Annotated in this window: 14 protein-coding genes; 10 read left to right on the top strand and 4 right to left on the bottom strand. The window is 65.0% G+C overall.

Annotation, left to right across the window (positions count from 1 at the left end; all coding sequences use genetic code 11):
* From AKN83_RS37215 to AKN83_RS37205, 3 genes are all read left to right on the top strand, one after another.
* The coding region (locus AKN83_RS37215; RefSeq protein ID WP_157113238.1) for an integrase core domain-containing protein at window positions 1-266 on the top strand (266 nt) is incomplete at its 5' end.
* Window positions 267-348: 82 nt separating this feature from the next.
* Complete coding sequence (gene rnhB / locus AKN83_RS37210) at window positions 349-1,125, top strand: ribonuclease HII (RefSeq protein ID WP_050406798.1); 777 nt, start codon at window positions 349-351, stop codon at window positions 1,123-1,125.
* 362 nt (window positions 1,126-1,487) lie between these two features.
* A complete protein-coding gene (locus AKN83_RS37205; protein WP_050406799.1) occupies window positions 1,488-2,993 on the top strand; it encodes a glycosyltransferase family 39 protein in 1,506 nt (501 codons plus the stop codon).
* Between the two features lie 112 nt (window positions 2,994-3,105).
* On the opposite strand, the gene AKN83_RS37200 is transcribed toward AKN83_RS37205, so the two are convergent.
* Window positions 3,106-3,915, bottom strand: coding sequence for a uracil-DNA glycosylase (locus tag AKN83_RS37200; RefSeq protein WP_050406843.1), 810 nt, complete (start codon window positions 3,913-3,915; stop codon window positions 3,106-3,108).
* Between the two features lie 190 nt (window positions 3,916-4,105).
* On the opposite strand from AKN83_RS37200, the gene AKN83_RS37195 reads away from it, so the two are divergent.
* The 6 genes from AKN83_RS37195 (at window position 4,106) to AKN83_RS37170 (ending at window position 12,978) form a co-directional block, all read left to right on the top strand.
* On the top strand, window positions 4,106-5,764 hold the full coding sequence (locus tag AKN83_RS37195; RefSeq protein WP_050406800.1) for an electron transfer flavoprotein-ubiquinone oxidoreductase: 1,659 nt from the start codon (window positions 4,106-4,108) through the stop codon (window positions 5,762-5,764).
* 464 nt (window positions 5,765-6,228) lie between these two features.
* On the top strand, window positions 6,229-8,016 hold the full coding sequence (locus tag AKN83_RS37190; RefSeq protein WP_050406801.1) for a tetratricopeptide repeat protein: 1,788 nt from the start codon (window positions 6,229-6,231) through the stop codon (window positions 8,014-8,016).
* A 305-nt stretch (window positions 8,017-8,321) separates the two neighbouring features.
* Window positions 8,322-9,209, top strand: coding sequence for a 4-(cytidine 5'-diphospho)-2-C-methyl-D-erythritol kinase (locus AKN83_RS37185; RefSeq protein ID WP_050406802.1), 888 nt, complete (start codon window positions 8,322-8,324; stop codon window positions 9,207-9,209).
* 438 nt (window positions 9,210-9,647) lie between these two features.
* A complete protein-coding gene (locus AKN83_RS37180) occupies window positions 9,648-10,574 on the top strand; it encodes an SMP-30/gluconolactonase/LRE family protein (protein ID WP_050406803.1) in 927 nt (308 codons plus the stop codon).
* 138 nt (window positions 10,575-10,712) lie between these two features.
* Window positions 10,713-11,306, top strand: coding sequence for a GNAT family N-acetyltransferase (locus AKN83_RS37175; RefSeq protein ID WP_050406804.1), 594 nt, complete (start codon window positions 10,713-10,715; stop codon window positions 11,304-11,306).
* A 28-nt stretch (window positions 11,307-11,334) separates the two neighbouring features.
* The gene (locus AKN83_RS37170; protein ID WP_050406805.1) at window positions 11,335-12,978 is read left to right on the top strand and encodes a GMC family oxidoreductase; all 1,644 of its coding nucleotides are present in this window, start codon (window positions 11,335-11,337) and stop codon (window positions 12,976-12,978) included.
* A gap of 156 nt (window positions 12,979-13,134) precedes the next feature.
* On the opposite strand, the gene AKN83_RS37165 is transcribed toward AKN83_RS37170, so the two are convergent.
* The 3 genes from AKN83_RS37165 to AKN83_RS37155 all read right to left on the bottom strand — a co-directional run bounded on the left by AKN83_RS37165 (window position 13,135) and on the right by AKN83_RS37155 (window position 15,902).
* Window positions 13,135-14,637 carry a flavin-containing monooxygenase gene (locus AKN83_RS37165; RefSeq protein WP_050406806.1) on the bottom strand — a complete coding sequence of 501 codons (1,503 nt, stop codon included), beginning with the start codon at window positions 14,635-14,637 and terminating at the stop codon, window positions 13,135-13,137.
* Window positions 14,638-14,708: 71 nt separating this feature from the next.
* Window positions 14,709-15,551, bottom strand: coding sequence for an AAA family ATPase (locus tag AKN83_RS37160; protein ID WP_050406807.1), 843 nt, complete (start codon window positions 15,549-15,551; stop codon window positions 14,709-14,711).
* Window positions 15,552-15,656: 105 nt separating this feature from the next.
* A complete protein-coding gene (locus AKN83_RS37155; protein ID WP_050406808.1) occupies window positions 15,657-15,902 on the bottom strand; it encodes a GlsB/YeaQ/YmgE family stress response membrane protein in 246 nt (81 codons plus the stop codon).
* 284 nt (window positions 15,903-16,186) lie between these two features.
* On the opposite strand from AKN83_RS37155, the gene AKN83_RS37150 reads away from it, so the two are divergent.
* Complete coding sequence (locus tag AKN83_RS37150) at window positions 16,187-17,362, top strand: vWA domain-containing protein (RefSeq protein WP_050406809.1); 1,176 nt, start codon at window positions 16,187-16,189, stop codon at window positions 17,360-17,362.
* Window positions 17,363-17,387 lie beyond the last annotated feature (25 nt).

Here is a 17,387-nt window from a genome sequence, read left to right as displayed (position 1 = left end):
GGGCGGAAAGCTTCATGAAGACCCTCAAGCAAGAGGAGGTCGACGGCCAGACCTACCGCGATGCGCAACAGGCCAGAAATGCGATCGGCGCCTTCATCGAAGAGGTATACAATCGTCAACGGTTGCACTCGGCTTTGGCCTACCGGCCGCCAGCCGAGTTCGAGGCAAATTTACCGCATGGCGGGGCTGCTGCGCAGCAGCCCCGCCATGCGGCCCTAACCCGTCAACCCGCCGTGCCGCTTCAAGCGGCCGGCACCTGTCCCTGATTTACCGTGTCTCACATCAGGGGTGCAGTTCAGAAGCGGGTTCCCGGTTGCGCCGGGGGCCTTGCTTGATCACGATCGCCGCATGATTCGGGATAAGTCCAAAAGCGCGCCAAAGACCGCGTCGAAGAAGAAGTCGGCTGAACCGGCCGCGCCGGGCAAGCGCGTGATCGCCGTGACGCGGCCGAGCTTTCGGCGCGAGCGCGCGCTGATCAAGCGCGGCGTCTGGCCGGTCGCGGGCTGCGACGAAGCCGGGCGGGGCCCGCTGGCAGGTCCGGTGGTCGCCGCCGCGGTGGTGCTCGACCCCAATCGCGTTCCTAAGGGGCTCGACGATTCCAAGCGGCTGACCGCCGAGCGCCGCGAGGAACTGTTCGAGGAGATTTGCGCGACCGCGGCGTTCTCGGTCGCGGTGGCCTCGCCGGCGCGAATCGATCGCGACAATATATTGCGTGCCTCGCTGTGGGCGTTGGCGCGCGCGGTGCATGCGCTGCCGGAAATGCCGAAGCACGTCTTCGTCGACGGCCGCGACAAGCTCGCCACGCCCTGCGACTGCGACGCGGTGATCGGCGGCGACGGCATCGTGGCCTCGATCGCTGCGGCCTCGATCATCGCCAAGGTGACGCGCGACCGCCTGATGTGCGCGCTGGCGCTGGATTGCCCCGGCTACGGGTTCGAGCAGCACAAGGGCTATGGCGTCCCCGAGCACCTCGAGGCGCTGGACCGGCTCGGCCCCAGCACCCATCACCGCAGCTTCTTCGCACCGGTCGTCGCCGCGCGGCTGAAACATTTCCCGGTGTCAGCCGAGCCCGACCTGTTCACGGTGGATGCGACAAGCGAGGCCGCGGCATCCGAAGCGGCGTAGCTTGCCGCAGCGCGGGCTACGACGTGCGCCATCGCTTGTAGCACCCCTCTCCCCAACCCTCCCCCGCAAGGGGGGAGGGAGCCCTTCCGCCAGTGCCTCACTCACATTCGCTAAGGAGTCAGAAGAAAAGGGACGCAACACCTCGATGCCGTGACCCGCGGTGAGGTGAGCACGCCGGTTTGGCTCCCTCCCCCCTTGCGGGGGAGGGTGGGCAGAGGGGGCCGCGAGTTGCGCTGGTCGTTCGCACGGAGAGAATCCCCCACGCCGTTCACCGTTGCCTCCACCGCCGCCGCCGTTTATCAAAACCTTCGGGATCAGATGGCGCCGCCGGATCGGCGTGGCTGGGGCATTTCAGGCGTTTCATGCGGTTTACCTCCCTGGTTGTCGAACTGATCCGCGCCCGGCCGCGCCTCGTGGTGTGGGTCGTGGTGCTGGTGCAGGCCGCGATATGGCTGCTCTTGCCGCTGATCTTCTACGGCAGCCCGCCCGGCAATCTCGCCACCGTGCTCGCGTTCGGCCGCGAATATCAGGTCGGCACCGACATGGGGCCGCCGCTTTCGTTCTGGCTCGCCGACATCGCCTTCCGCGCCGCCGGCAATCACGTCTTCGGCGTCTATCTCTTGGCGCAGGTCTGCGAGATCGTCACCTTCATCGCCTTCTACCAGCTGGCCCGCGCCATCGTCGGCGGCCCGCAGGGCGTGCTGGCGGTGCTGTTGTCGATGACAGTCGTGGTGTTCTCCTCGCCGAGCGTCGAGTTCGGCCCGCTGATCCTGGCGCGTCCGCTGTGGGCGCTGTTGCTGCTGCATTCCTGGCAATTGATCGGGCAGAACCGGCGCGCCGCCTGGTTCGCCTGGTCGATCGATTGCGGCCTCTTGCTGCTGACGACACCGGCGGCGCTCGGCATGATCCTGCTCGTGGTCGGCTTTGCGGTCGCAACCGAGCGCGGGCGCCGCACGCTGCGCGCGGTCGATCCGCTCTATGCGCTGCTCGTCATCATCGTGCTGGCGCTGCCCTATCTGATCTGGCTGATCCGCGCCGACGCGCTGGCGCTGCCGCCCTTGCCTGTGCTCGCCGAGCTCAAGGCGCGCGCGCTGCGCTGGGGCGTCGTGCTCGGCGGGCTGATCGTGGCGACCGCAGCGATCGTCGTGCTGGCGCTGCTCAATTCGCGCTGGTTCGCCCGCGACCGTGAGGATGCCCCGATCATCTACCGTCCGCCGGTCAGTCCGCTGGCGCAGCACTTCGTCTATTTCTTCGCGTTCGCGCCGGCGATCGTCAGCAGCTTCGTCGCCGGGCTGTTCGACCTGGATCGCGCCTTCGGCGGCGCCGGCGTTGCGCTGTTGATGTCGGGGCTCGCGGTCGTGGTCGCGACCGGCGATCTGATCCATCTCAGGCGGCAGCGGCTGCTGCGCTCGGTGTGGGCGTTCGCTGTCGCTGCGCCCGCCGCGGCCGCGCTGGCGACGGCGCTGTTCCTGCCATGGACCAGCACCACGGAGGTCCCGACCTCGCTGCCGGCAGCCGCGATGGGACGCTTCTTCGACGACAGCTATGAACGCCGCACCAACCAGCGCCTGCGCGCGGTCGCCGGCGATCCCGAACTCGCCAGCCTGATCGCGATGAACGGGCGCCGTCCGCATCTGTTGCTCGACGCCGCGCCGCAACGGACGCCCTGGATGTCGGTGGCGAAATTCAACGAGACCGGCGGCGTCGTGGTGTGGCGCGCGCAGGACACCGCCGGCACGCCGCCGCCCGAACTCGCGCAACGCTTCCCCGGCCTCGTGCCGGAAGTGCCGCGCTCGTTCGACCGGCTGGTCAATGGAAGGCAGCCGGTGCTGCGGATCGGCTGGGCGATCGTGCGGCCGAAGGGGTAGGAATCAGTCGGTCTGTAGGATGGGTAGAGCGCAGCGAAACCCATCCATTCACGCCGGCTGCGCTAATGATGGGTTTCACAGCGCTCTACCCATCCTGCGAAGCAGCACCTTCCTACGAAGCGAGCACCTTCGCGATCGCGCGCAAGTCCTGCCACGACAATCTCTTGTAGGACGGTGAGCGCAGCAGATAGGCCGGATGGAAGGTCGCGACGGCGCGGATCGTGCGCGTGCCGGTGTCGTAGTCGATCCATTTGCCTCGCGTGCGCATGATGCCCTCGCGGGTGCCGAGCAGCGCCTGGGTCGAGGGATTGCCGAGCGTCACCAGCACGTCGGGATCGACCAGCTCGATATGGCGCTGGATGAAGGGCAGGCACACCTGCGTCTCCTGCGGCGTCGGCGTGCGGTTGCCCGGAGGCCGCCACGGGATGACATTAGCGATATAGGCCTTGCTGCGATCGAGCCCGATCGCAGCGATCATGCGGTCGAGCAGCTTGCCGGAGCGGCCGACGAACGGCAGCCCCTCGATGTCCTCGTCGCGGCCCGGCGCCTCGCCGACGAACATCACGCGCGCCTGTGGATTGCCGTCGGCGAACACCAGCCGGGTCGCGGTGTGCTTCAGCGCGCAGCCGTCGAACGTCTCCATCAGCGTGCGCAAGGCTTCAAGTGTCGGAGCGGTGCGTGCGGCCTCGCGTGCGGAGGCGATCGCCGCGTCCGGCGCGATGGTGATTTCGCTGCGCGGAACGGCCGGCATCGGTGGCGGGCGCAGCGGATTGAGCGCGGCTGGACGCGGCGCGGCCGGGGCGGGAACTGGCTCGGGCTCTTCCAGCCGGTTGATCGGCTCGTCGCCGAGCGCGCAATCGACCCCGGCCTCGAGGTAAAAGGCCAGCAATTGCTGCAGTGTAGGGGTGGGCTCGGGCATCAGGGCCATCGGCGCAATCTAGAGCATGGTGGAGAAAAGTGGAGGCTCGATTTCGGAAAAGATTATTCTCCTGAGGTATCCGGACCGTGCAAAGGCGGCGAGGCGCAATTCCATGGTTGTCCTTCCGCCAAAAATCGGAAACAACGACTTTTGAAAAGCTTAGAAGCGTTCTCAATGGGCTGAGACCAAGATCATGAGTGCTGAAGACCTTCCCCCGCGCGAGTCTATGGAATTCGATGTCGTCATCGTCGGCGCCGGCCCGTCGGGCCTGTCGGCCGCGATCCGGCTCAAGCAGCTCAATCCCGAGCTCTCGATCGTCGTGGTGGAGAAAGGCTCCGAGGTCGGTGCGCACATCCTGTCGGGTGCAGTGATCGATCCGGCCGGCCTCGACAAGCTCATCCCCGACTGGCGCGAGGATGCCGATTGTCCGCTCAAGACACAGGTCACGAGCGACCGCTTCTACTGGGCGACGTCGCAGGGCTGGTTCCGGATTCCGAACTTCATCATGCCGCCGTTGATGCACAACCATCACAACTACATCGGCTCGCTCGGCAATGTCTGTCGCTGGCTGGCGCCGAAGGCGGAAGCGCTCGGCGTCGAGATCTATCCGGGCTTTGCCGCCGCTGAAGTGCTCTATGACGACAAGGGCGCGGTGCGCGGCATCGCGACCGGCGATATGGGCATCGCCAAGGACGGCAGCCACAAGGATTCCTACACCCGCGGCATGGAGCTGCTCGGCAAATACACGCTGTTCGCCGAAGGCGCGCGCGGCTCGCTGTCGAAGCAGCTGATCGCGAAGTTCAAGCTCGATGCCAACTCCGAGCCGCCAAAATTCGGCATCGGGCTCAAGGAGGTCTGGCAGATCGATCCGGCGAAGCACAAGAAGGGCCGGGTGCAGCATACGCTGGGCTGGCCGCTGAACGACAAGACCGGCGGCGGCTCGTTCCTCTATCACTACGACGACAACCGCGTCGCGGTCGGCTTCGTCGTGCATCTGAACTACAACGACCCGTATCTGTCGCCGTTCGACGAATTCCAGCGGATGAAGACGCATCCCGATATCCGCGAGCTGTTCGAAGGCGGCAAGCGGCTCGCTTATGGTGCGCGCGCCATCACCGAGGGCGGCTACCAGTCGGTGCCGCGGCTCTCCTTCCCGGGCGGTGCGCTGATCGGCTGCGCGGCCGGCTTCGTCAACGTGCCGCGCATCAAGGGCGTCCACAATGCGATGGGCTCGGGCATGCTCGCCGCCGAACATGTCGCGGCCGCGCTCGGTGCCGGACGCGCCAATGACGAGCTCGTCGAATACGAGAATGCCTGGCGCTCGTCCGCGATCGGCAAGGACCTGTTCAAGGTCCGCAATGCCAAGCCGTTGTTGTCGAAGTTCGGCAACCTGCTCGGCATGGCGCTCTCCGGCTTCGACATGTGGTGCAACACGCTCGGCTTCTCACTGTTCGGCACCCAGTCGCACGCCAAGCCGGACCGCAAGACGCTCGATCCTGCCAAGCAGCACCAGCCGATTGCCTATCCGAAGCCGGACGGCAAGATCACGTTCGACAAGCTGTCGTCGGTGTTCCTGTCCAACACCAACCATGAGGAGGACCAGCCGGTCCATCTCAAGGTCGCCGACATGAACCTGCAGAAGACCTCCGAGCACGACGTGTTCGCCGGTCCCTCCAACCGCTATTGCCCGGCCGGCGTCTATGAGTGGGTCGAGGAATCCGCAGGCCCGCGTTTCCAGATCAACGCCCAGAACTGCGTCCACTGCAAAACCTGCGACGTGAAGGACCCCAACGGCAACATCACCTGGGTTCCTCCGGAGGGCGGCGGCGGTCCGAACTACGAGGCGATGTAAGGTCAAGGGTAGGGCCAAGGGTAGGGCCAAGGGTAGGGCCAAGGGTAGGGCGAGACGGCCGACCACATTTGCGTGAGGCGGGGACAGCCGGTCCCTGCACTCCTCTTCCCTCCCTTTGTGGGAGAGGTGGAACTGGCCGTGTGGCGGGCCTCCCGAGACGCTTTTTGCTTCCGCCCGCGAATATGCCGGGCCCGGTCACGATACCGCCATAGTGGAGGCGTCTTGCGGTGCGGCTGGCTGGATCGGCGGGCGTAAGGGCCTAATCTGCCGATTGATTCGGCATGGGTTACCTCCGGGCGATCCTTGCGGATAAAAGCCAGAAGCGGCATTGTCGCTCGCCATGATGCCGCCGCTTGGGTTCGCATTTTGAGACTGATCGCAGGATCTTGTCGCGAAGATCTCGTCGCGAAGATCTTGGCCGTAAATCCTTCGTGGCCTTAAACCCCTGGAGCAAGGCGACCGTGATGCTGTCCACCCGTTTCAACCGCCTGACGATTGCCGTTCTAGCTGCCGCGGCGCTTGTCGTGCCTGCGCAGCTGGCGGCGCAGACGCCCGACCATCCGACCGACAATGCCGCGCAATTCCCGTCCAAGACGGACCTGAAGTCGCTGACCACGGCCGGCAGCTATCTCGCCGCCCGCCACGCCAGTGTCGAGCGCGATGCGGCCTCGGCTGCGGCGTTCTACCGCTCGGCGCTGCGCACCGACCCGAAGAATTCCGAGCTGCTCGACCGCGCCTTCATCTCCTCGCTCGCCGACGGCGACATCGATGAGGCAGTGAAGCTCGCCGACCGCATCCTGACCCAGGACAAGGCCAACCGCGTCGCCCGCCTCGTCGTCGGCGTGCGCGACCTCAAGCTGAAGAAATACGCCGCCGCGCAGTCCAACATCAACCAGTCGGTGCGCGGCCCGATCACCGATCTCGTGGCGACGCTGCTGTCGGCCTGGGCCGCCTATGGCGCCGGCGACAGCAAGGGCGCGGTCGCCTCGATCGACAAGCTGACCGGCCCCGAGTGGTATCCGATCTTCAAGGATCTGCACGCCGGCATGATCTACGAGCTGTCCGGCAAGGAGAAGGATGCCGGGACCCGCTTCGAGAAGGTCTACAAGCTCGACGATTCGATGCTGCGCTCGGTCGACGAATACGCGCGCTGGACCTCGCGCAACAAGGATGCCGCCGCCGCGACCGCGATATACGAGGCGTTCGACAAGAAGCTGCCGCGGCATCCGCTGGTGCTTGAAGGCATCAAGGAGTCCAAGGCCGGCAAGAAGCTGCCGCCGCTGGTCGATTCACCGCAGGCCGGCGCCGCCGAGGCGCTGTACGGCATCGGTGCGACGCTGACCCGCCGCGGCGGCGAGGACCTCGCGCTGGTCTATCTGCAGCTCGCGCTCTATCTGCAGCCGAACCATCCGCTGGCGCTGCTGTCGCTCGCCGATCTCTATGAATCGGTGAAGAAGCCGCAGATGGCGATCAAGGTCTATGAGCGGATGCCGGCGTCCTCGCCGCTGAAGCGCAACGCCCAGATCCAGCTCGCGACCAATCTCGACGCCGCCGACCGCAGCGACGAGGCGATCAAGATCCTCAAGGAAGTCACCGCCGATCAGCCGAAGGACATCGAGGCAATCCTGGCGCTCGGCAATATCGAGCGCGGCCGCAAGAAGTTCGCCGACTGCGCCACCACCTATTCGCAGGCGATCGACGCGCTGCCGGCCGCCAGCGGCGACAAGAACGCCTGGGTCACCTACTACTACCGCGGCATCTGCGAGGAGCGCTCCAAGCAGTGGAACAAGGCCGAGGCCGACATGCGCAAGGCGCTCGAGCTGCAGCCCGAGCAGCCGCATGTGCTGAACTATCTCGGCTATTCCTGGATCGACCAGGGCATCAACCTCGACGAAGGCATGAAGATGATCAAGCGCGCCGTCGATCAGCGTCCTGACGACGGCTACATCGTCGATTCCCTCGGCTGGGCCTATTATCGCATCGGCAATTACGACGAGGCGGTGAAGAATCTCGAACGCGCGATCGACCTGAAGCCGGAAGATCCGACCATCAACGACCATCTCGGCGACGCGTATTGGCGTGTCGGCCGCACCCTGGAAGCCAAATTCCAGTGGGCGCATGCCCGCGACCTCAAGCCCGAGCCGGAAGAGCTGCCGAAGATCCAGGCCAAGATCGACAACGGCCTGCCGGACGACACCTCGAACGCCGCCTCCGCCGACAAGAAGAAGGACGACGACGGCAAGGGCGGCTAGGGTCCGGTATAGCCGCCAGGGTGCATTGCCAATTGAGACGTGATGCCTGGGCCTTGTCCCGGGCATCGGCGTTTCCAAATCGTCATGGCCGGGCTTGACCCGGCCATCCATCCCCTTCGTGACCATCCATCCCGTTCGCGAGATGAAGTTTCGGTTGATGGATGCCCGGGTCAAGCCCGGGCATGACGGTGGGTGTGCTTCAGGCGCATGCCAAAACCGCGGAATTTCTATCCAAACAAAGGGATAGGATCGTGTGGCGATTTACGCTAATCGCACACGATGTTTGTTTTTAGGGGTTTATCGCCGTGCCGGCGCTGATTGAAGAAGGGCGTGCCAAGGTCAACCTGACGCTCAGGGTTGTCGGACGGCGCGTCGATGGGTTTCACGACCTGGAGAGTGTGGTCGCGTTTGCCGATTGCGCCGATCGTCTCACGCTGGAGCCGGGCCCCGAGCTGTCCCTCGCGATGCTGGGACCGCTGGCCCATGCCTGCGGCGATACATCTGACAATCTGGTGCTCAAGGCCGCACGCCTGCTCGGCGAACGCGTCGCGGATCTCGAGGTCGGCCACTTCACGCTGGAGAAGGTGCTGCCCGTTGCGGCCGGCATCGGCGGCGGCTCGGCAGATGCCGCGGCGGCGCTGCGGCTTTTGGCGCGGCTCAACGAGCTCTCGCTCGACGACAGCAGGATCATGGAAGTCGCGCTGCAGACCGGCGCCGACGTGCCGGTGTGCGTCGCCTCGCGCGCCTGCGACATGACCGGCGTCGGCGAGGGCCTGCTGCCGCTCGATCTGCCGAAGATGCCCGCGGTGCTGGTCAATCCGCGCGTGCCGGTTGCAACCAAGGATGTCTTCAATGCGCTCGGCCTGCGCCATGGCGAGCTCCTGATCGGCGCTACCGATGTGATGATGCAGGCGCAGGATTGGCCAGAGGCCGGCCGGGCGGTCGACGACTGGATCGCGGCGCTGTCGCGCGGCACCAATGATCTCGAAGCCCCGGCCGCGCGCATCGAGCCGGTCATCAGCGACGTCCTGTCCGCGCTGCGCGCGACCACGGGCGCTCGTCTGGTGCGCATGTCGGGCTCCGGCGCGACCTGCTTTGCGGTCTTTGCCACCGATGCCGACGCGGAGGCCGCCGGCGAACAGCTCCGCGCCGGGCATCCCGGCTGGTGGGTGCATGCCGGCTCGCTGAGCTAGCGCGATCGCGGTGCCGCGACCTTCCTCTCCATCGTCATTCCCCGGTGCTCAATTCTGTGGCCCAATGGATTCCGGGCTCGCGCCAAGTGGCGCGCCCCGGAATGACATCTGGAGAGATGCGACAAGAACGCTAAGCCGCGTCCCCAACTTCAACTGTCATCGCCCGGCTCGACCGGGCGATCCAGTACGCCGCGGCTTCTCGGTTCAAGCACTGCCGTCTCTGGAATACTGGACCACCCGCTCTCGCGGCTGATGACACCGGTGGCCATTCTGCATGATGCCGAGCGGCATTGCAGGCTTCCCACCGCAACGCCGGGCAGCGTTGCGCCCCGGATTGCTTGGCAAGCCAAACCCCCTTTGCCATAACAGCACGAAACAACAGCATTGCGCGTGCGGGACCGTTCGGAATCCGCCTGCACAACGAGCCGGGAGGATGCCATGGCCAATATCCGAGTTCTCGCCACCGATCTAGAATTTCCCGAAGGTCCCGTCGTGATGCCCGACGGTTCGGTCGTGCTGGTCGAAATCCGCGGCCAGCGGCTGACCCGGGTCTATCCCGACGGGCGCAAGGAGATCGTCGCCAAGGTGCCGGGCGGCCCGAATGGCGCCGCGCTCGGCCCCGACGGCAAAATGTACATCTGCAACAATGGCGGCTTCTCCTGGATCCCGACCAAGAACTTGATCATGCCCGGACCGCAGCCGGAGGATTATCTCGGCGGTTCGATCCAGCGCGTCGATCTGCAATCGGGCAAGGTCGAGACCGTGGTGACGAAGTGCGGCGAGCACGAGCTGCGCGGGCCGAACGATCTGGTGTTCGACAGACACGGCGGCCTGTGGTTCTCCGATCTCGGCAAGCGCCGCGCCCGCGAGATGGACGTCGGCGCGTTCTATTATCTGAAGCCCGGCATGAACGAGATCGTCGAGGCCGTGCACGGCATCCTGCCGGCCAACGGCATCGGCCTGTCGCCGGACGAGAAGACCGTCTACATCGCGGAGACGCCGACGGCGCGGCTGTGGGCCTATGAAGTGTCCGAGCCCGGCACCATCAAGCCGCGCGACGTGATCTATCGTGGCGAGCGCGGCAAGCCGATCGCCGGCCTCGGCGGCTACCAGATGTTCGACTCGCTCGCGGTCGAAGCGTCGGGCAATGTCTGCGTCGCGACGCTGATCTCGGGCTGCATCTCGGTGATCGCACCCGACGGCACATTGGTCGAGCAGGTGCCGACCGGTGACCGCGTCACCACCAATATCGCATTCGGCGGCCCCGACCTGAAGACCGCCTACATCACGCTGTCGGGCAAGGGCGAACTGATCGCGATGGACTGGCCGCGGCCGGGATTGCCGCTGAATTTCCTGAACAAGTAACGTAAGAACGTCATTGCGAGGAGCTCGTGACAAAATTGCAACGCAATTTTGCACTGAAGCGACGAAGCAATCCATCGCGCCGCATCTGAGGACAGATGGATTCCTTCGCTTCGCTCGCAATGACGGAAAGGATCGAAAATGCCCTGGCTCGAACCTGTCACCCTTCGCGGCGCGCATGCGCGGCTCGAACCGCTGTCGCATGATCACGCCGCCGGCCTCATCGAGGCTGCGAAGGACGGTGATCTCTGGAAGATCTGGTACACCGCGATCCCGAAGGCGGAGACCATGGGCAAGGAGATCGACCGCCGGTTGGGCCTGCAGGCCGCAGGCACGATGTTGCCGTTCACGGTATTCGACGCTGACGGCCGGATCGCGGGCATGACAACCTACATGAACGTCGACGCGCCGAATCGCCGCGTCGAGATCGGCTCGACCTGGTACGCCAAGCGTGTGCAGCGCAGCGCGCTCAATACGCAGTGCAAGCTCCTGCTGTTGACGCACGCCTTCGAGACACTTGATTGCATCGCGGTCGAGTTCCGCACGCATTTCTTCAATCACCAGAGCCGGCGCGCCATCGAGCGCCTGGGTGCGAAGCAGGACGGCATCCTGCGCAGCCATCAGATCGCGCCCAACGGCACGTTGCGCGACACCGTGGTTTACAGCATCATCGCCAGCGAGTGGCCGACGGTGAAGGCGCATCTGAACTATCAACTCAACGAAAAGCCGCGCTGACATTTCGGTCGGCGCCAGAAACGAGACGATGGAAACGTTCGATTATGTGATCATCGGCGCGGGTTCCGCCGGGAGCGTGCTGACCAACCGGTTGAGCGAAGACGCAGGCGTCAGGGTGTGCGTGCTCGAGGCGGGGCCGAGCGACTGGCATCCCTACATCCATCTGCCGGCCGGCTTCATCAAGACCTTCCACATGAAGAGCGTGAACTGGGCCTACCAACAGGAGGTGGGTCCCTATACCGGCGGACGCAGCATCTACGCGCCGCGCGGCAAGACGCTCGGCGGCTCGTCCTCGATCAACGGCCACATCTACAACCGCGGGCAGCGCCAGGATTTCGATACCTGGGCGCAGCTCGGCAATCGCGGCTGGGGCTATCCCGACGTGCTGCCCTATTTCCGGCGCATGGAGCGGCGTATCGGCGAGGGCGACGACACCTATCGCGGCCGTGACGGCAATCTCACGGTCACCACGATGGACTGGCAGGACCCGCTCTGCGAGGCCTTCATGGCCGGCGCGGTCAGCCTCGGCATCCCACGCAATCCTGATTACAACGGCCAGATCCAGGAGGGCGTGTCGTACTGCCAGCGCACCATCCTGAACGGCCGCCGGGTCAGTGCCGCGACTGCATTCCTGCATCCGGCGAGGAAGCGGCCGAATGTGGACGTGCGCACGCATGCGCATGTCACCGGCATCATCTTCGAGGGCAAGCGCGCGGTCGGCGTGCGCTACAACCGCGGCGGCAAGCACGGTGATCCCTTGGAGATCCGCGCCACCAAAGAGGTCATCCTCTCCGGCGGCGCCTACAACTCGCCGCAGCTGCTGCAGCTCTCCGGCGTCGGCTCGCCCGAGCTGTTGCGGTCGCACGGCATCGAAGTGCGCCATGCGCTGCCGGGTGTCGGTGAAGGCCTGCAGGATCACTACGCGCCGCGTTCGGTGGCGCGGGTCAAGAACATCCGGACCATCAACGAGCTTCGCCGCGGCTTCAGCCTGTGGGGCGAGGCGATCAAATGGGCGACGACGCGGCGCGGCCTGCTGTCGTTGTCGCCGACCATGGTCTACTGCTTCTGGCACTCCGGCGAGACCACCGAGAGCTCCGATTTGCAGCTCACCTTCACGCCCGCGAGCTACAAGGAAGGCGTGCAGGGCCAGCTCGAGGACGAGCCCGGCATGACCGTGGCCTCATGGCAACAGCGGCCGGAGAGCCGCGGCTATGTCCGCATCCGCTCCGCCGATCCGTTCGCGCCGCCGATCATCCAGACCAATTATCTCGCCGAGGAGATCGACCGTCGCGTCGTCGTCGCCGGCATGAAGCTGGCGCGTCGGCTGCTCGCCTCCGAGCCGCTCAGTCCGTACTACGCCTATGAGGACTTTCCGGGTCCGAAGGTGCAAAGCGACGACGAGTTGCTCGCGGCCGCGACCCAGCGCGGCACCACCACCTTCCATCCCGGTTGCACTTGCCGGATGGGCCCGGCCGACGCGCCCTGGGCCGTGGTCGACGACCAGCTTCGGGTCCACGGCATGGAGGGCCTGCGCGTGATCGACGCCTCGATCATGCCGCGGATGATCTCGGCCAACCTCAACGCCTCGACGTTGATGATCGCCGACAAGGCCTCAGACATGATCCGCGGCAAGGAGCCCGAGGCCGCCGCGAAGCTGCCGGAGTATGCGTGAGGAGGCTTGCTTACCTCGCCCCGCTTGCGGGGAGAGGTCGAAATTCGCGGGACGCGAATTTCGGGTGAGGGGGACTCTCCGCGCATTGAACTCGCGGAGAGTCCCCCTCATCCCGACCTTCTCCCCGCAGGCGGGGAGAAGGGGAAGAAGAGGAACTCAGCCGTAGACGAACGCCTTGTCCTTGAGGTCGATCGCCGGGAATTCGTCCTTCTCGGCCCAGTAGTCCTGGTTGTGCTGCCACTCCGGCTTGTCGCCGCGCTTCGGCAGCAGGTGCATGCCGCGCATCATGTAGCCGGGGTTGAAGTTCTCCGGATCGATCCACGGCAGCAGCGGCATGTTATGGTCTTCGGGGCGCAGCGCCGGCGTCACCTTCTTCGCGCCGGTCGCCTTCATGTGCTTGAGCAGGCGGCAGACGAAGTCGCCGACCAGGTCGACGCGCAAGGTCCAGCTGGCGCGGAAATAGCCGAACACCCAGACGAGGTTCGGCACACCGGTGAACATCATGCCGCGATAGGTCACGGTATCCTTGAAGTCGAGCGGCTTGCCGTCGATCGCGAAGTCGATGCCGCCATTGGCGGAGAGGTGGAAGCCGGTCGCGGTGATGATGATGTCGGCTTCGAGCTCCTTGCCGGATTTGAGCAGGATGCCCTTCTCGGTGAAGCGGTCGATCTCGTCGGTAACGACGGAGGCCTTGCCGCTCTTGATGGCCTGGAACAGATCGGCATCAGGGACGAAGGCGATGCGCTGCCGCCACGGCCGGTAGCTCGGCGTGAAATGCGTGGCGATATCGTAGTCCTTGCCGAGAACGGCCTCGACCGCGGCCAGCAAGTCCTTCTTGGCCCCCTCGGGGTCGGCGAAGGTGCGCTTGGTGAAGGCGTCCTGCTCGAACAGGATCTTGCGCCTGACGATCTCGTGGATCCAGGCCTCGTCGACCTGCAGCCGGCGCAGCTCCTCGGCGATCTCGATCGCGTTGCGGCCGGTCCGGAAATAGGTCGGCGAACGCTGCAGCATGGTGACATGGCCGGCGTCATTGGCCATCGCCGGAATCAATGTCGCAGCGGTCGCGCCGGAGCCGATCACGATGACGCGCTTGCCCTTGTAGGCGAGGTCGTCGGGCCAGGTCTGCGGATGCACCACCGTGCCCTTGAACTTCGCCATGTCGGTCCATTCGGGCGTATAGCCCGCGTCGTGGCGGTAATAGCCTTGGCACATCCAGAAGAAGTTGGTGGTGAAGCGCAGCCGCTCGCCGGTATCGATCCGCGTCGCGTCGATGGTCCAGAGATTGGTCTCGTTCGACCAGTTCGCGGCGGTGATGGTGTGGCGATAGCGGATGTGGCGGGCGAGATCGTTCTCGTCGATCACCTCGCCCATGTATTTCAGGATCTCGGCTGCGCTCGCGATCGGCGCGCTGGTCCACGGCTTGAAGCGATAGCCGAAGGTGTGCAGGTCGCTGTCGGAGCGGATGCCGGGATAGCGGTGGGTCGACCAGGTGCCGCCGAAGGTCTTCTGCGTCTCCAGCACCACGAAGCTGGTGCCCGGGCATTGCGTGGTGAGGTGGTAGGCGGCGCCGACGCCGGAGATGCCGGCGCCTGCGATCAGGACGTCGAAATGCTCTGTGGTGACGGGCTCGGCGGCGCGGATTTGGGTCTGGACGTTCATCTTCCCTGGTCTTCTTCTTGGTTGGAGCGGTCAGCAAAACGCCGGAGCGGATGCCCCGGCGTTTGCATGAACTAGACTTCGCGGCGGCTGAGGAACGCCAGCCGCTCGAACAGGTGCACGTCCTGTTCGTTCTTGAGCAGCGCGCCATGCAGCGGCGGGATCAGCTTGCGCGGATCGCGCTCCCTGAGCATCTCGGGCGTGATGTCCTCGTTCAAGAGCAGCTTGAGCCAGTCGAGCAGCTCGGAGGTCGAGGGCTTCTTCTTCAGGCCCGGCACCTCGCGGACCTCGAAGAAGATGCGCAGCGCCTCTTCCACCAGCCGCTTCTTGATGCCGGGGAAGTGGACGTCGACGATCTTGCCCATCGTGTCGGCGTCGGGGAACTTGATGTAGTGGAAGAAGCAGCGGCGCAGGAACGCGTCCGGCAGTTCCTTCTCGTTGTTCGACGTGATCATCACGATCGGGCGCAGCTTCGCCTTGATGGTCTCGCCGGTCTCGTAGACGTGGAATTCCATGCGGTCGAGTTCTAGCAAGAGGTCGTTGGGGAATTCGATGTCGGCCTTGTCGATCTCGTCGATCAGCAGCACCGGGCGCTTCTCGTTGGTGAAGGCCTCCCACAGCTTGCCGCGCTTGATGTAGTTCTTGATGTCGGACACGCGCGCGTCGCCGAGCTGGCTGTCGCGCAGGCGCGACACCGCGTCGTATTCGTAAAGGCCCTGCTGCGCCTTGGTAGTCGACTTGATGTGCCAGGTCAGAAGCGGCGCATCGATCGCCTTGGCGACTTCCTCGGCCAGCACGGTCTTGCCGGTGCCGGGCTCGCCTTTCACCAGCAGCGGGCGCTCGAGCACGATGGCGGCATTGACGGCGACCTTGAGGTCATCGGTGGCGACGTAGTCCTTGGTACCCGTGAATTTCATCTATCTGGTTGCCTTGCTTCGTTCGTCGGCCGCATGGTTCTCCACTTCGGCCTCAACATGAAACGACCGCTTTCGCAGCGGCCGTCGGGAATGCAAATTGTTCGATCAGGCTCGCCTGATCAGCGACAGGATCACCAGCACGACAACAGCACCGATGGTCGCGTTGACGATGTCGCGGATTGCGCTGCTGCCGAGGCTGACGCCAAGGCGGGGCAACAGCCAGCTTGCGACCAGCGCGCCGATGATGCCGACGACGATGTTGCCGATCAGACCGAAGCCCGCGCCGCGCACGATCAGCCCAGCGAGCCAGCCGGCAATCGCACCGATCACCAGTGCCGCAATGATGCCCATTCAAACGTCCTGCCCAATGTCTTGTCAGGCGCAATTGTAATTGAAAAAGCCGGGCGGTCTAGGGCGGATTCCGCAGCGCAGCGGTACCCTGAACGGCGCGGCACGCATGGAATGTCGACCGTCATGTTTCCGTCGCGCGGAATGACCGCTGCACGGATACGGGGCGGGCGTCGTTGAATGGACCCCGCAGGACGCGGCGCAGGGGACCAAATCAGGGCGGATCGCCGGTCCCGGCATGGCTCGGCCCCTTGACGCCACCGGCCCCGCGGGCGATCTAGGTGAGTATGTTCCTGCAGTTCTTCACATCGCTGCGCGACGCCCAGGTCCCCGTGACGCTACGGGAATATCTGACCTTGATGGAAGCGCTTGACGCCGATCTCGCCGAACAGACCGTCGAGAACTTCTACTATTTGTCGCGCGCCGCCCTGGTGAAGGACGAGCGCAATCTCGACAAGTTCGACCGCGTGTTCGGCGCCGTGTTCAAGGGGCTCGAGAGCCTGCTCGACGCCATGGGCAAGGCGGAGATCCCCGAGGAGTGGCTGAAGAAGCTCGCCGAGAAATATCTCACCGAGGAAGAGAAGAAGCAGATCGAGGCCATGGGCTGGGACAAGCTCATGGAGACCTTGAAGAAGCGCCTCGAGGAACAGAAGGGCCGTCACCAGGGCGGCAGCAAATGGATCGGCACCGCCGGCACCTCGCCGTTCGGCGCCCACGGCTATAATCCCGAGGGCGTGCGGATCGGCCAGGAGAAGAACCGCAACAACCGCGCCGTCAAGGTGTGGGACAAGCGCGAGTTCAAGGATCTCGACGGCAATGTCGAGCTCGGCATCCGCAACATCAAGGTCGCGCTGCGGCGGCTGCGCAAGTTCGCGCGCACCGGCGCGCCCGACGAACTCGACCTCGACACCACGATCAAGGAGACCGCCAACCACGGCTATCTCGACGTGCACATGCGGCCCGAGCGGCGCAACGCGGTCAAGGTGCTGGTGTTCTTCGATATCGGCGGCTCGATGGATTCGCATATCGAGCAGGTCGAGGAGCTGTTCTCGGCCGCCAAGAGCGAATTCAAGCACATGGAGTATTTCTACTTCCACAACTGCCTCTATGAAGGCGTCTGGAAGCAGAACAAGCGGCGCTTCACCGATCGCACGCCGACCTGGGACGTGCTGCACAAGTACCCGCACGACTACAAGGTGGTGTTCGTCGGCGACGCCTCGATGTCGCCTTACGAGATCATGGTGCCCGGCGGCTCGGTCGAGCATGTCAACGAGGAGGCCGGCTCGGTCTGGCTCGACCGCATCACCCGCACCTATCCGCATGCGGTGTGGCTCAATCCGGTGGCACAGAAGCACTGGGACTATTCGGAATCGACCACCATCATCCGCCGCCTGTTCTCCGAGCGCATGTATCCGATCACGATCGAGGGTCTGGAGAACGCAATGCGGGAGCTGGTGCGCTAACCGCACAAGGCGTCGCGCGCCGGCG

This window comes from Bradyrhizobium embrapense (assembly GCF_001189235.2).
Classification (GTDB): Bacteria; Pseudomonadota; Alphaproteobacteria; order Rhizobiales; family Xanthobacteraceae; genus Bradyrhizobium; species Bradyrhizobium embrapense.
Note: the sequence above shows the minus strand (reverse complement) of the source record. Positions and strands in the feature narration are given on the sequence as shown.